Consider the following 14,732-nt stretch of genomic DNA (forward strand, 5'->3'; position numbering starts at 1 on the left):
TTTGGCCCCTCGCCGAGAACGCTCGGGACTAGCGGTCCGACGGCGTGGTCGCGGCCCAGTAGCGGCGCTTGTCGCTACGGGTGTCCTCCCAGACGCCGCCGCACGACTCGATGGTCCGGGCGGAGGCGACGTTGTCGTCGTCGCAGGTGATCAGAGCGCGGTCCAGGCCGAGGTCGGCCGCCCGGGTGAGTGCCTCGCGCAGGGCGCTGTGGGCGTGCCCCTCACGGCGGCGGCTCGGCCGTACCGAGTAGCCGATGTGGCCGCCCTGCTCGAAGAGGAAGTCGTTGAGGGTGTGCCGCAGCGCCAGGAAGCCGACCCAGGCATCGTCGGCGTCGGTGATCCAGAAGTAGCTGCAGTGGACCCGGCCGGCCGGCAGCTCGATCTCCGTGTTGCCCTCGGCGAGCAGCGTCGCCACCCAGGCTCGGTAGCCCTCGGGGGTCAACACCGGCCGGTGGTCGCCCCAGAAGCCGGAACCGTCCAGGGAACCGCCGTCGAAATCGGCGATCAGGTCGAGGAAATCGGGGTACCGGTCGAGGCTGGGAAAGCGTAGGGGCATCTGCCCATCTGAGCAGATCGGACAGGCCGTCGCATCCTGATAAAGGTGAACTGCGCACTTCGCGCACATTTGCAGCTTTCTGCAGTGCAAGAAGATGCAGCGGGATCTGCTGGGAACTGCAGGGATTTTCCGAAAGGATAAGGAACGTCCGGTGCAGAACGGGCTCAAGGAACGACTGGTGTTGGGGCAGATCTCGGGGCTACCCCAACACCAGTCGTTTCGCATTTCCAGGGTCTGACGCCGTCGCGTTGCGACTCCCTGACGGTTCGACGCGAACGCCTGACGGTTCGACGCGTGCAGTTGACGGTTCGACACGAACGCCTGACGGTTCGGCGCGTGCAGGTGACGGTTCGGCTAGAGGCCGGGGGTGGGCTCGGGGAGTCCGCCGAAGCTGAGCTGGCGTACGGCGGAGTCCGCGAGGGCGCGCAGTGCCCAAGCACGGAGCGGACCGCTGGTGGTCGAGATGGCCTCGCCGTACAGGGCGGTACCGGCCTGCTCCACGGCCAAGGCGGCTGCGCGGATCTCGTCGTTGGTCGCGGCGGCGGGTGCCTGGTAGGCGACCTCGGCCGCCACCGGCTCCTCACCGGCGTCGCGGATCAGCAGATTCAGCTGGTCGCGTCGGCTGCGGTGGGTCCGGTAGGACAAGGTGATCGCGTCGGCCAGCGCAGCCGACGAGCTCCGTGACACCCGGCCTCCGAGGAAGCTCAACACCCACATCGCGGCGTGTTCTCCGGCCAGTACGGACTGCAGGGGGTGGGTCATCGTGTGTCTCCCGAACTCGCCAGTGCCTGGGCGATCCCGGCTGCGATCGCGGCGAAGGCCCGGGCCAGGTCACCGCTGGCCGCTTCGCCGGCGTAGCCCGTCATGGTCCCCTGGACGGCGCGGGCCCGGGTGAGCGCGGCGGCCACCGTCGCGTCGCCCGCGGGGGTTGTCTCGGCGGCGTCGGGCCGGGCGCTTCCGAGGAGCTCCAGCTGGGCGACGTAGCCGGTCTGAAGGACCCGCAGACGTCGCGCCGCAGCCGGTGCCCGGCGGGCGGCCTGGGCGGCAATCGCCTGGGCCGCGAGCAGGTCGGTGACGGCCTGATCGACCAGGGCGTCGTCCGGATCGGTGCCCGTCCGGGCGCTGTTCTGGTTCGCCGCAGATCCGTCGGAGGAGGAGTCGTCATCGGGGCCCCACTCGCAGCCGGAGACGGTGACGCCGGCCACTGCCGCAGCGATTCCGCCGATCATCCAGCGGCGCGTGAGCGCCAGTTGAGCGGAGGAAGGGGGAGAGGGCACGCGCTGACTCTAGCTACCGGCCCCACCTTGGCTATGGTGGGACCTGACAACAGCAAAAAGGAGGTCGTGACTGTGAGCACCCCCAAGGCGGATGCCACCCGAGACCGCGTGATCGCGGAACTGAACGACCCCCTGGCCGAGCTCGGCCTCGACATCGAGGCCGTCGAGCTCACCCCGGCCGGCAAGCGCCGCGTGCTGCGGATCGCCTGCGACAAGGACGGCGGCGTGACTCTCGACGACATCGCGGAGGCCACCCGAGTTGTCTCCGACGTGCTCGATGAGTCCGACGCACTGGGCGAACAGCCCTACACCCTCGAGGTCACCTCGCGTGGCGTCGACCGGCCGCTGAGCCTGCCTCGGCACTGGCGACGCAACGCCGATCGCCTGGTCAAGGTCACCTTGATCGAGGGCGGCGAAGTGACCGGGCGGATCCAGGCCAGCGACGAGGACGGCGTCGACCTCGACGTCGACGGCACCAAGTCCCGCGTCGCGTATGTGGATATCGCCAAAGCATTGGTACAGATCGAGTTCAACCGAACGGGAGGTCAGGGCTGATGGATATCGACCTCAGCATTCTTCGGCAGCTGGAGCAGGAGAAGGAGATCAAGTTCTCCGTGCTCGTGGAGGCCATCGAGCAGGCCCTGCTCACGGCGTACCACAAGTCGCCCGGCGCCGAGCAGCACGCACGCGTGCTGCTCAACCAGAAGACCGGTCACGTCACCGTCTTCGCGCAGGAGCGCGACGAGAACGGCAATGTGATCACCGAGTACGACGACACCCCCGAGGGTTTCGGCCGGATCGCGGCGACCACCGCCAAGCAGTTGATCCTGCAGCGGCTCCGTGACGCCGAGGACGAGATGCGTTTCGGCGAGTTCTCCGGCAAGGAGGGCGACATCATCTCGGGCATCATCCAGCAGGGTCGCAACCCTGACGACGTGATGGTCGACCTCGGCAAGCTGGAGGCACTGCTCCCCGCGGGCGAGCGCGTGCCGGGCGAGAACTACGAGCACGGCACCCGGATCAAGTGCATGGTGGTCTCGGTCCGCAAGGGCATGCGTGGTCCGCAGATCACGCTGTCGAGGACCCACCCGAACCTGGTCAAGAAGCTCTTCGCCCTCGAGGTGCCCGAGATCGCCGACGGCACCGTCGAGATCGCGGCGATCGCCCGTGAGGCGGGTCACCGGACCAAGATCGCCGTTCACTCGCGGGTCGCCGGCGTCAACGCCAAGGGTGCCTGCATCGGTCCGATGGGCCAGCGGGTCCGCAACGTGATGGCTGAGCTCCAGGACGAGAAGATCGACATCGTCGACTGGTCCGAGGACCCGGCCAAGCTGGTTGCCAGCGCCCTCTCTCCGGCCCGGGTGAACTCGGTGGAGATCGTCTCCCTGCAGGAGCGTTCGGCGCGGGTCATCGTGCCCGATTTCCAGCTTTCGCTGGCGATCGGCAAGGAGGGCCAGAACGCCCGTCTCGCCGCCCGGCTCACGGGTTGGCGGATCGACATCCGTTCCGACGAGGCCCCCGCTCAGTAGGCGGGTGCCCTCGCGGCGCGTGGCCGGTTCGGAAATACCTCGCCTAGGGGAGTAGAGTTGGCTGAAGTGGCTGGTGAACGACGACTACATGCATGCGCGGATCCGGAGACCCTCATCGGTCCCGTCCGCACCTGTATCGGTTGCCGCAAGCGAGCTACCAAGAACGAGTTGCTGCGAGTCGTGGCTGGATCGGACGTCGATGGCCAAGCTGTCGTGCCCGATCCCCGCGGCACCGCCCCCGGTAGAGGTGCCTACCTTCATCGGGATGTGGAGTGCCTCGACCTAGCAGTCCGCAGGCGAGCTTTCGCCCGAGCCTTACGGCTCGATCGGAGCTTGGCCACGGACCTGGTCCGGGCGCAGCTGAACTCACCACAATGACCGTGATGACCGAGATGAAACTGGAGCAGCAGCTCATGAGCACTCGATGAGTACTTCCCGATGAGCATGCACAACCACTAACGGCTTCGGCGCACCACCTCGCAACAGGCGGGGCAAGGGCTCGGGGCCAGAAGGAGAAGCGTGGCCAAGCCCCGAGTCCATGAACTCGCCAAGGAATTCGGCGTCGAGAGCAAGTTTGTTCTCGAGAAGCTGAAGGAGATGGGTGAGTTTGTTAAGTCTGCATCCTCGACCGTGGAACCCCCGGTCGCGATGCGTTTCAAGAAGGAGTACGGCGAGCAGCTGAAGGCTGCTGGCTCCGCTGCTCCCGCGCCTGCTGCCGCTCCGGCACCGGCGAAGTCCGCCGCGCCCGCGGCACCGGCGGCTCCCGAAGCTCCGGCTGCCTCCGCGCCGGCGCCCGCCGCCGCGGCTCCCGCTCCGGCCAAGAAGGCAGCTCCGCGTCCCGGCCCGAAGCCGGCTCCCAAGCCTGCTCCGGTTGCCGAGAAGCCCGCTGAGAAGCCGGCTCCCGCTGTGGAGAAGCCGGCCGCTCCGGCTGCTGAGAAGCCCGCTGCGCCGGCCGCTGAGGAGCCCACCGCTCCTGCTGCCGCTTCGGCACCCAAGCCCGCGCCCCGTGCGCCGGCTCCGCGTCCGGTCGGTCGTCCTGGCGCTCCGCGCCCGGGCAACAACCCGTTCGCGCCCAGCCAGGGCATGGGCAAGCGCCCGACCCCGGCCGACCGTGGTCCGAGCGCACCCAGCCAGGGCAACGCCAACGACCAGCGTCCGCCGCGTCCCCCGGCCTCCCGTGAGGGTGGCGCACCGGGTCGTCCGGGCATGCCCCGTCCGAACCCGGCGATGATGCCGAAGTCGCCGGCTGCCTTCGGGCAGGGTCCCGGCGGTGCGCGTCCGGCTGCCCCGGGCCGTGGCGGCCCCGGTGGCCGTGGCGGTGCTCCGGGTCGTCCCGGTGGCGGTGCTCCGGGCCGTGGCGGTCCGGGTGCTGGCGGCGGTGCCGCTCGTCCCGGTGGTTTCGGTGGCGGTCCCGCTGGTGGCGGTCGTCCCGGCGGCGGCGGTGGCCGTCCCGGTCAGCGCGGTCAGACCCAGGGTGCCTTCGGTCGTCCGGGTGGTCCGTCGCGTCGTGGTCGCAAGTCGAAGCGCGCGCGTCGTCAAGAGTTCGAGGCCATGCAGGCCCCGACCATCGGTGGCGTGCGGGTCCGCAAGGGCGACGGCGAGACCGTGCGTCTGGCCCGTGGTGCCTCGCTGACCGACTTCGCGGAGAAGATCGGCGTCGACCCGGCTGCTCTGGTGCAGATGCTCTTCTCGCTCGGCGAGATGGTCACCGCGACCGAGTCGGTCAACGACGAGACGCTGGAACTGCTCGGCGAAGAGCTCAACTACATCGTCCAGGTGGTTTCGCCTGAGGACGAGGACCGCGAGCTGCTCGAGTCGTTCGACATCGACTTCGGTGCCGACGAGGGCGGCGAGGACGACCTCGCGCACCGCCCGCCGGTGGTCACCGTGATGGGTCACGTCGACCACGGAAAGACCCGACTCCTCGACGCGTTGCGCAATGCCAACGTGGGCGACAAGGAGGCCGGTGGCATCACCCAGCACATCGGTGCCTACCAGGTCACCACCGAGGTCGACGGCAACGAGCGTCCGATCACCTTCATCGACACCCCGGGTCACGAGGCGTTCACCGCCATGCGTGCTCGTGGTGCGCAGGCCACCGACATCGCGATCCTCGTGGTGGCGGCTGACGACGGCGTGATGCCGCAGACCGTCGAGGCGTTGAACCACGCCAAGGCGGCCGGCGTCCCGATCGTGGTCGCGGTCAACAAGATCGACAAGGAGCAGGCCGACCCGACCAAGGTCCGCGGTCAGCTCAGCGAGTACGGCCTGGTGCCCGAGGAGTACGGCGGCGACACGATGTTCGTCGACGTCTCGGCCAAGGCCGGGCTCCACCTCGACAAGCTGCTCGAGGCTGTCGTCCTCACCGCCGACGCATCGCTCGACCTGCGGGCCAACCCGAACATGGACGCCCAGGGTCTCGTCGTCGAAGCACACCTCGACCGCGGTCGCGGTCCGGTGGCCACGATCCTGGTCCAGCGCGGAACGCTCCGCGTCGGTGACTCGATCGTCGCCGGTCCGGCCCACGGTCGTGTCCGGGCCATGCTCGACGAGTACGGCAACGAGCTGGAGATCGCCGAGCCGTCGCGTCCCGCGATGGTCCTGGGTCTGAGCTCGGTCCCGGGTGCCGGCCAGAACTTCATCGTCGTCGAGGACGACCGGATGGCGCGCCAGATCGCTGAGAAGCGTGAGGCACGTGAGCGTGCGGCCATGCAGGCCAAGCGTCGCGTCCGCCGCACGCTCGAGGACTTCATGGCCTCCATGGAGAAGGGCGAGAGCCAGGAGCTCAACCTCATCCTCAAGGGTGACGTCTCCGGTTCGGTCGAGGCCTTGGAAGACTCCTTGGCGCAGATCGACGTCGGCGACGAGGTCACGCTGCGGGTCATCGACCGCGGTGTCGGTGCGATCACCGAGACCAACGTCGACCTGGCCGCGGCCTCCGACGCGATCATCATCGGCTTCAACGTCCGCCCGCAGGGCAAGGCGGCGCAGATGGCCGACAAGGAAGGCGTGGAGATCCGGTACTACTCGGTCATCTACCAGGCCATCGAAGAGATCGAGGCGGCCCTCAAGGGCATGCTCAAGCCGGAGTACGAAGAGGCCCAGCTGGGTCAGGCCGAGATCCGCGACATCTTCCGCTCCTCGCGAGCCGGAAACATCGCGGGTTGCATGGTCACCTCCGGCGTCATCCGTCGCAACGCGAAGGTCCGGGTGCTCCGCGATGGCGCTGTCATCGCCGACAACCTCGACCTGGCTTCGCTGCGGCGCGAGAAGGACGACGCAGCCGAGGTCCGCGAGGGCTTCGAGTGCGGCATGGTGTTGAAGAACTTCCAGGACATTAAGCTCGGCGATGTCGTGGAGGCCTTCGAGATGCGCGAGATCCCGCGCAGCTGAATCCCGGTATGACCCTCTCGCCCGCCTGTGGATCCTTCCGCAGGCGGGCGAGGGGTTCCCAGCAGTAGAGAACTTCCCAAGGAGCAACCATGGCGAGCCCACGAGTACGCAAGATCGCCGACCGGATCAAGGTCATCGTCGCCGAGATGTTGGAGCGACGGATCAAGGACCCGCGTCTGGGCTTCGTCACCGTCACCGACGTCCGGCTGACCGGCGACTCCCAGCAGGCGACCATCTTCTATACCGTCTTCGGGTCCGAGGACGAGGTCGCCGGTACCGCTGCGGCGTTGGAGTCGGCCAAGGGCCTGATCCGCTCCGAGGTCGGTAAGCAGCTCGGTATGCGGCATGTGCCGTCGCTCGACTTCATCCGTGACGCCCTCCCGGAGACGGCACGTCACCTGGACGAGGTGCTGGCCCGCGCCAAGCAGCTCGACGAGCAGGTGGCCGCCACCGCGGCCGGCGCGACCTACGCCGGTGGCGAGGACCCGTACCGCAAGCCACGTGAAGAGGTCGACCTCGACGAGGCCGACGACGCAGCCGACGAGGCCGACGCCGAACCCACCGCATGAGCGATCCTCTCGTCTCGGGGCTGGTCATCGTCGACAAGCCCCAAGGCTTGACCTCGCACGGTGTGGTGGCCCGGGTCCGGCGGATGGCCGGTACCCGGAAGGTCGGCCACGCCGGCACGCTCGACCCGATGGCGACCGGGGTCCTGGTCGTCGGGGTGAACCGGGCGACCCGCCTGCTCGGCCACCTGATGTTGACCGAGAAGGGCTACGACGCCACCATCCGTCTCGGTGTCGCCACCACCACGGATGACGCCGAGGGTGAGGTCACCGCGCAGACCAGCGCGGCCGGCGTCGCCGAGTCCGCTGTGCACACGGCACTGGCTGCCTTCGTGGGGCGGATCGAGCAGGTGCCGACCGCCGTCTCGGCGATCAAGGTGGACGGCAAGCGGGCCTACCAGCGGGTCCGCGACGGCGAGGAGGTCGAGCTCAAGGCCCGGCCCGTCACGATCCACGAGCTCGCCGTCCACGAGTTCCGCCGCGAGGGGGAGTTCCTGGACGTCGACGTCACCGTGCGGTGCTCGTCGGGCACCTACATCCGGGCGATCGCGCGTGACCTCGGCCTCGCACTCGGGGTCGGCGGCCACCTGACCGCGCTCCGTCGTACGGCGGTGGGGGAGTTCGGGTTCGATGTTGCTCGCACCATCGAACAGCTGGACGACGAGTTCGTGATGCTCCCGATCGCCGAAGCGGCACGGCGCAGTTTCGCTGCGCTCGACCTGAGCGAGGAGCAGGCGTCGTCGGTCCGGGTGGGGCGCCGCCTCGACCTCGAGTTGGCGACCGCGACGGCGCTCTTCGCCCCCGACGGCGAGTTCCTGGCCCTGTACGAGCCGAGCAGCTCGGGTGCGAAGCCGGTCGCCGTCTTCGTCGGCTGAGCCGCTTCTCGCCTCGTTGACTCGCCCCGAGTGCGTGGAACGGGTACGAGTCTCGTAGAGTGCCGGGGTGGAAATCTGGCGCTCGCCGCAGGAGGTGCCCTCCGAGCTCGGAGGTGCCATCGTCACCATCGGCAACTTCGATGGCTGCCATCTCGGACATCAGCAGGTCATCCGCCGCGCTCGCGAGGTAGCCGACCAGCTCGGTGGCCTGCCGGTGGTCGCGGTGACCTTCGACCCGCACCCGATGGCGGTGCTGCGTCCGGAACACGCGCCGGTCATGCTGACGACGTTGGAGGAGCGCGCGGCGCTGCTCGGTGAGGCCGGGGTCGACCATGTGCTGGTGATCCCGTTCGACCGAGAGGTCGCCGGCTGGTCTCCCGCCGAGTTCGTCGACCGGATCGTGGTCGACGCGCTCTCCGCGCGAGCCGTGGTGGTCGGTGCGAACTTCCGCTTCGGCAACCGTGCTGCGGGCGACGTCGCCACCCTGCGCGAGTTGGGCGCCGAGCGTGGCTTCGCCGCCGAGGGCGTGGCGCTGGACGGCGGCCCGCAGGTCTGGAGCTCCACCTACATCCGGACCTGCCTGGCTGCCGGCGACGTGGCGGGTGCCGCGGAGGCGTTGGGGCGGCCGGTAGCGGTCCGCGGCATCGTGGTGCTGGGCGATCAGCGCGGGCGCGAGCTGGGCTTCCCGACCGCCAACCTGGTGGTGGGCAACGACGGTGGTGTGCCGGCGGACGGTGTCTACGCCGGTTGGCTGCGTCGCCTCGACACCGAGGAGACCTTCCCCGCGGCGATCTCGGTCGGCACCAACCCGACCTTCGAGGGCGTCAAGGACCGTCGGGTGGAGTCCTACGTCCTGGACCGTACCGACCTGGAACTGTATGGCGTCGAGGTCGAGGTCACCTTCGTCGACCACCTCCGGGGCATGTTGCGCTTCGACGGGCTCGAGTCGTTGATCGTCGCCATGAACGACGACGTCGCTCGGGCTCGGGAGATCCTCAGCGCCTGATCCTCAGCGTTGCGACGACTGACTCCGCCAGGCGTCCGGTGACGTAGTTACCCGATCTGGGGTAGGCGCAACTTCTTCCGCCATAGATACGGTCCTGCTGGACGATCTTTGGGGGAGGGAAGTCTGTGACTTCGATTCTGTCGCGCCTGCGACTTGTTGCTGTGTTGAGTCTGGTCGCCGGTGCGTTGACCGTTGTCGGCGCCGGTCTGCTGAGCGCTCCGGCGGACGCCGTTCAGGCCACTGCCGGTTCTGCGAAGTACAAGGCGATCGAGTGGATCTCGTGGGGCCAACGGGCGGGTGAGGAGATCCCCAACGCGGGCCGCACCGTCACCGAGCGGTCGACGATCGCCGGCAAGGAGTTGGCGGTCACCTGCACGGTGAGCAACATCCAACACCCGGCCGGCTCCGGGACGGGCGCCCTGCTCCAGGCCTACCGGTCCGGTAGCTGGCAGGGAGATGGGTTCGACGACCTCTACAACCGGGGCGGGACCGGGGGCGACAACCAGATGGTGGTCGGCCTGGCCAACCGGCAGGTCGCCAACACGGTGACCTTCTCCTTCACCTGCAGCGCCACCTTGGACGGTCAGGCGATGCCGTTGGCCGGCCTGGTGATGGCCGACGCCGAGTCGTCCGCGGGCAACGTCGAGCATGTGGGCGCCACGATCCCGCGAACCAACCCGCAGACCGGCGAGCCGACCCGTTGGCGGATCCTGGACCGGGTCAGGTCCGCCACCTGTGCGGACTCGGCGACTGCGCGGCGGTCCGAGACCGGGACCGCCGCCTCGGGCACGAACCGGCTCGACCTCTACGGTCCAGCCTCGTCCAGGTGCGAGTCGTCCGGCGCGACGTCGCCGAGCCCGTCGGTGGTCGCCTTCATGGAGAACGCCAGCTCGGCGACCGAGGTCACCGTCGCCGGTGGTGGGCGGAGCGCGATCGCCCTGGGCGTGGCGCTCGACCTCGACTTCGGTGACGCTCCCGCGAGCTACGGTGACGCCGTCGCCGCGACCCAGCTCGCCTACACCAGCAGCGATATCCCGGTCGCCCAGGGCACCTTCCCGAGCAATCGCGGCGTCGACCTGTTCGATGGTTTCGGTCTGGCCACCGTGACGCCGCCGACGCCGCGACTCGGCGCCGCCACCGACGGCGAGCTGTCGCAGCCGTACAGCGCGGACGCGACCGGTGACGACGCGCAACCTGCGGCCGGACCGGACGACGAAGACTCGGTCAGCCTGCCGTCCCAGGTGGTGATGGCGCCGGGCGGCACCTTCACGACCGATGTCGCCTGCACCCGCAGTGGTGCGTTGGGCGGAAAGGTCGCCGGGTGGATCGACTGGAACCTCGACGGTGCCTTCCAGGACGGCGAAAGGTCCACCGGAACGCCGGACTGCCCGGCGAGCGGCTCGGTGCGGCTGAGCTGGGACCTGCCGGCCGATCCGCTGCCCCAGGGCGGGGTGCAGAGCACCTTCCTGCGGCTGCGGATCGTCGGCGCGGGGGACCGGCTGCAGCCGGAGGGGATCAGCAACGCGGGTGAGGTGGAGGACCACCAGCTCCGGGTCACCACGGCTCCGCGCCTTGAGGTGGTCAAGAAGGTCGAGGGCCGCACCGCTCGTGGCGACCAGTTCGTCGTCGACGCGACCGGTACCGGTCTGGACGCCGGCGAGATCCGGGCCACGACCAGTGGTGCGCAGAACACCGCCAGCAGCGAGCGGCGTCGGGTCGCGACCGGAACGCGCTACGCGATCTCCGACGCGATGGCACCGGGTAGCCCGAACTCGATCAGTGACTATGTCACGGCGATCAGCTGTGTCGATCTTGCGGCGAACAACGCGCCGGTCGCCGCCACGGGCTCGGGGCCGCGTTGGCAGCTCGCCGAGCTGAACGACGGCCAGATCGTCCGCTGTACCGTCATCAACACCGCCAAGCCCGCCGCGTTGAACGTCGCGAAGGAGGCAGTCGAGGTCACCGGCCCGACGGCGGAGGGTGTCTTCACCGCCCGCTACCGGGTCACCGTGAGCAACAGCGGACCGCAGGCTGCTAGCTACGACCTCGCCGACACTCCGCAGTTCGCGGAGAACCTCACCGTGCTCGAAGGTTCCTGGCGTCGGGACGACGCTGCCGAGCAGCGGGCGACGGGCGCGGGTCCGTTCACGTTGGCGTCGGGCCAGCGGATCGAGCGCGAGAGCACCCACGTCTATCGGCTCGACGTCGCCTTCCGGTACGCGGACGGCGCCGCGGCGTCGAGCTGCGGCGGGCCGGGGGCGGGGCTCTTCAACCGGGTCGCCCTCGGCGTCGACCAGGAGTCGGGCCCGCGTGACGACAACACCGCCTGTCTACCGCCGCCGGCGGTGCCGACGAGCGCACTGGCGCTGGACAAGCAGGCCGGCGAGATCCTCGACCTGGACGGCAACGGCGCAGACGCAGGTGACCGGATCGACTACCGGTTCGTGGTGACCAACACCGGTGAGCTCACCTTGCGCGAGCTCACCGTCGACGACGACCGGGTGACGGGGCTGGACTGCCCGACCCGAACCCTGATGCCCGGCGCGAGCACCACCTGCACCGGCCACCGGATCCTCACCCAGACCGACGTCGACGCGGGCTCGGTGGAGAACACCGCGACGGCGACCGGTAGCGATCCGCAGGGTGAACCGGTGCCGAGCCCCGAGGACTCCACCTCCACGCCGATCGGACAGCGCGCGGAGCTCCTGCTGGACAAGCGAGCAGCTGCTCCCACCGATCTGAACGAGAACGGCACCATCGAGCCGGGTGACACCATCGCCTACACCTTCGTGGTGACCAACACCGGGACGACGACGGTGACCGCGGTCGAGGTGATCGACACGCTGGTGGACCAGGTGACCTGCCCGGTCCGGGAGCTGGCGCCGGGAGAGTCGACGACGTGTGCCGCGACGCCGTACGTGATCACTCAGGACGACATGGACGCGGGCACCGTGCAGAACGTCGCCCTCGCTTCGGGGAAGGCGCCGACCGGCACGGTGGAGAGCAACAGGGACGACACCTCCACCAATCTGACCACCCGCGCCAGCCTGGCGCTGGAGAAGCGGGCCGGTACGCCGAACGATGTCAACGGGTCGGGCCTCACCGATGTCGGTGACACGATCGCGTACAGCTTCACCGTCACCAACACCGGCACGGTCCGGCTGAGCGGGGTCGCGGTTCAGGACCCGGTGCTGACCGACGCCGGGGCCACGATCACCTGTGTGCGCACGGATCTGGCGCCGGGGGAGAGCACCGAGTGCACGCCGTCGCAGGACCATGTGGTGACCGCGGACGACGTGGCCGCCGGGCAGGTGGTCAACGTGGCGACGTCGTCGGCGAGGAACCGGGCGGGTGGGCCCGTCGACTCCAACCAGGACGAGACCCGTACGCCGACCGACCGGGTCGCGGCTCTCGTCCTGGCGAAGGACGCCGAACTGGTCGACGCCAACAGCAACGGGTTGGCGGAGGTGGGGGAGACGGTGCGGTACCTCTTCACCGTCACCAACGCCGGGGCGGTCCCGGTGGTGGACCTGCGGATCGCGGACGACATGTTGGCCAAGGCGCGGGTCGCGATCACCTGCGCGGCGGAAGAGTTGGCACCGGGTGCTTCGACCACGTGTTCGGCCAGTTATCCGGTCCGCGCCGCCGACATCGGTAAGGACCTGATCAACGTGGCGACGGCGCATGGCGAGGCGAGTACCGGTCCGGTGGTCAGCGATCAGGATGACGCCGTGGTGCCGACGGCGGGCGTGCTGCCGCACCAGGAGAACGGCGTCGACGGTGGCACCGACGGCGGGGACGATGGTGGTAGTCCGCTCACCGGTGTGCTGCCCTCGACCGGTGGCTTTGCCAGCGCCTGGGTCACGGTGGGCGTTGGTCTGGTGGGGGCAGGTCTGCTGTTCGTGCTCGGGGGCCGCCGTCGGACAGCCCGGCGCGGAACGAACGCTCTGCAGTGACTTCGGGTTGTGAGATAGGTCACTACTCAGCCTGAATGATTGCCCTGACCAACTAGCTGGTCTAGACAGTTGCTTGATGCAAGAAGATTCCGGCCTATCACGCGCGCCCCTTTATTAGCCTCGGTGCTTCTGACCCGAGGGCTGGAGGGGCGCCGTGAGGGCATGGAGTCGCGGTATCGCCGCACTGGCACTGATTGCCACGTCGTTGACCGGCTTCGCGGTCGCCGAGGTGGCCACCGCACCAGAGGCCGAAGCGCTCCAAGCGACCGGTGGCGCCGCACGGTTCAAGGCGATCGAGTGGATCTCCTGGGGCTCGGTGGCGGGCGAACAGATCTCCAACTCCGGCAAGACGGTCACCGAGACCTCAACGATCGCCGGCCAGACCCTGGCCGTCACCTGTTCGGTCAAGAACATCGGCCGGACCCGCGGCACGGGCAGCGGCTCGCTGTTGGAGGCCTACCGTCCCGGGACCTGGCGCGGCGACGGGTTCGACGAGCTCTACAACCGGGGCGGTACCGGTACCGCCAACCAGATGATCGTCGGGCTCTCCAACCGCACCACCGCCAACACCGTCGAGTTCGACTTCGCGTGTTCGGCCACCCTCGGCGGCGCGCCCTTCCCGCTCTCCGGCCTGGTGATGGCCGACGCCGAGTCGTCCGGTGGTGACACCGAGCACGTGGCGGCAACCATTCCGCGCACCAACCCCGCCAACAGCCTGCCGACGACCTGGCGGATCCTGGACCGGATCAGGGGCGGTGCCTGCACCCTGACGGCGACCGCGCGGCGCACCGAGACCGGTACCGCCGCCGCGGGTACCAACCGACTGGAGATGTACGGGCCGGCCACCAACAGCTGCGAGAACAACGCCGCGGAGTATCCCGGGCCTTCGGCGATCGCCTTCATGGAGAACGCCACCAGCGCCACCAAGGTGACCGTCGCCGGCGGCGGCAAGAGCGCCATCGCCCTCGGCGTGGCGCTCGACTTCGACTTCGGCGACGCGCCGCTCTCCTACGGCGAGGCGGTGGCCGGCACTCAGTTCAACTACGTCGGCGGCGAGGTGCCGCTGACCACCGTGCCGTTCTCCACCACCCAGCGGGGCACCAACCTGCAGACCCTGGCCCTGGCCGAGCTCTCCGCGCCGTCGCCGCGGCTCGGGGAGAACACCGACGGCGAACTCTCCCAGCCGTACGGGGCCGCTGCCGACGGCGACGACGCGGCACCGGTCGCCGGACCCGACGACGAGGACGCGATCACTGCGCTCGGCACCCGCTTGGTCACTCCCGGGCAGACCTTCACTGTCGACGTCGCCTGTCGGCGCAACGCCGCGGTCGGGGGCCAGGTGGCCGGTTGGATCGACTGGAACCTCAACGGCAGCTTCGACGCCGCCGAGCGGAGCGCCGTCGTCGCGTGTCCGGGGGCCGGATCGGTCCAGTTGAGCTGGACGATCCCCAATGACGTGCTCAGCTCGGGTGGCACCAAGGCCACCTACCTCCGGCTTCGGATCGCCGCCGACAACGAGACGCCTGGCGCCCGACCGACGTCAACTCCTCCGGGCTGACCGACGCGGGTGACAC

Annotated in this window: 12 protein-coding genes; 9 read left to right on the forward strand and 3 right to left on the reverse strand. The window is 69.3% G+C overall.

Going from position 1 to position 14,732, the window contains the following annotated elements; genetic code table 11:
• Positions 1-28: 28 nt before the first annotated feature.
• From ACLM5J_RS14710 to ACLM5J_RS14720, 3 genes are all read right to left on the reverse strand, one after another.
• Entirely contained in the window at positions 29-556 is a 528-nt protein-coding gene (locus tag ACLM5J_RS14710; protein WP_413657191.1) for a GNAT family N-acetyltransferase, read from the reverse strand.
• A gap of 354 nt (positions 557-910) precedes the next feature.
• Positions 911-1,318, reverse strand: a complete 408-nt coding sequence (locus ACLM5J_RS14715) for a DUF4439 domain-containing protein (RefSeq protein ID WP_413657192.1) — start codon at positions 1,316-1,318, stop codon at positions 911-913.
• Complete coding sequence (locus tag ACLM5J_RS14720) at positions 1,315-1,833, reverse strand: hypothetical protein (protein WP_413657193.1); 519 nt, start codon at positions 1,831-1,833, stop codon at positions 1,315-1,317. Before ACLM5J_RS14720 ends, ACLM5J_RS14715 begins: the two co-directional genes overlap by 4 nt.
• A 72-nt stretch (positions 1,834-1,905) precedes the next feature.
• Between ACLM5J_RS14720 and rimP the strand changes: the two genes are divergently transcribed.
• The 9 genes from rimP (at position 1,906) to ACLM5J_RS14765 (ending at position 14,716) form a co-directional block, all read left to right on the forward strand.
• The gene (gene rimP, locus ACLM5J_RS14725) at positions 1,906-2,388 is read left to right on the forward strand and encodes a ribosome maturation factor RimP (protein WP_413657194.1); all 483 of its coding nucleotides are present in this window, start codon (positions 1,906-1,908) and stop codon (positions 2,386-2,388) included.
• Positions 2,388-3,362, forward strand: a complete 975-nt coding sequence (gene nusA, locus ACLM5J_RS14730; RefSeq protein WP_413657195.1) for a transcription termination factor NusA — start codon at positions 2,388-2,390, stop codon at positions 3,360-3,362. Before rimP ends, nusA begins: the two co-directional genes overlap by 1 nt.
• Before the next feature lie 66 nt (positions 3,363-3,428).
• Complete coding sequence (locus ACLM5J_RS14735) at positions 3,429-3,740, forward strand: YlxR family protein (RefSeq protein ID WP_413657196.1); 312 nt, start codon at positions 3,429-3,431, stop codon at positions 3,738-3,740.
• Positions 3,741-3,881: 141 nt separating this feature from the next.
• The gene (gene infB / locus ACLM5J_RS14740) at positions 3,882-6,755 is read left to right on the forward strand and encodes a translation initiation factor IF-2 (RefSeq protein WP_413657197.1); all 2,874 of its coding nucleotides are present in this window, start codon (positions 3,882-3,884) and stop codon (positions 6,753-6,755) included.
• Positions 6,756-6,844: 89 nt separating this feature from the next.
• Positions 6,845-7,324 carry a 30S ribosome-binding factor RbfA gene (gene rbfA, locus ACLM5J_RS14745; protein WP_413657198.1) on the forward strand — a complete coding sequence of 160 codons (480 nt, stop codon included), beginning with the start codon at positions 6,845-6,847 and terminating at the stop codon, positions 7,322-7,324.
• Positions 7,321-8,196, forward strand: coding sequence for a tRNA pseudouridine(55) synthase TruB (gene truB, locus ACLM5J_RS14750; RefSeq protein ID WP_413657199.1), 876 nt, complete (start codon positions 7,321-7,323; stop codon positions 8,194-8,196). Before rbfA ends, truB begins: the two co-directional genes overlap by 4 nt.
• 67 nt (positions 8,197-8,263) lie before the next feature.
• Positions 8,264-9,202, forward strand: a complete 939-nt coding sequence (locus tag ACLM5J_RS14755; protein ID WP_413657200.1) for a bifunctional riboflavin kinase/FAD synthetase — start codon at positions 8,264-8,266, stop codon at positions 9,200-9,202.
• Between the two features lie 125 nt (positions 9,203-9,327).
• On the forward strand, positions 9,328-13,158 hold the full coding sequence (locus ACLM5J_RS14760) for a CshA/CshB family fibrillar adhesin-related protein (protein ID WP_413657201.1): 3,831 nt from the start codon (positions 9,328-9,330) through the stop codon (positions 13,156-13,158).
• A gap of 154 nt (positions 13,159-13,312) precedes the next feature.
• Positions 13,313-14,716: a CshA/CshB family fibrillar adhesin-related protein gene (locus tag ACLM5J_RS14765; protein ID WP_413657202.1), complete on the forward strand. Its 1,404-nt coding sequence runs from the start codon at positions 13,313-13,315 to the stop codon at positions 14,714-14,716.
• Positions 14,717-14,732: the final 16 nt, after the last annotated feature.

This window comes from Nocardioides sp. Bht2 (genome assembly GCF_047308515.1).
Taxonomy (GTDB): domain Bacteria; phylum Actinomycetota; class Actinomycetes; order Propionibacteriales; family Nocardioidaceae; genus Nocardioides.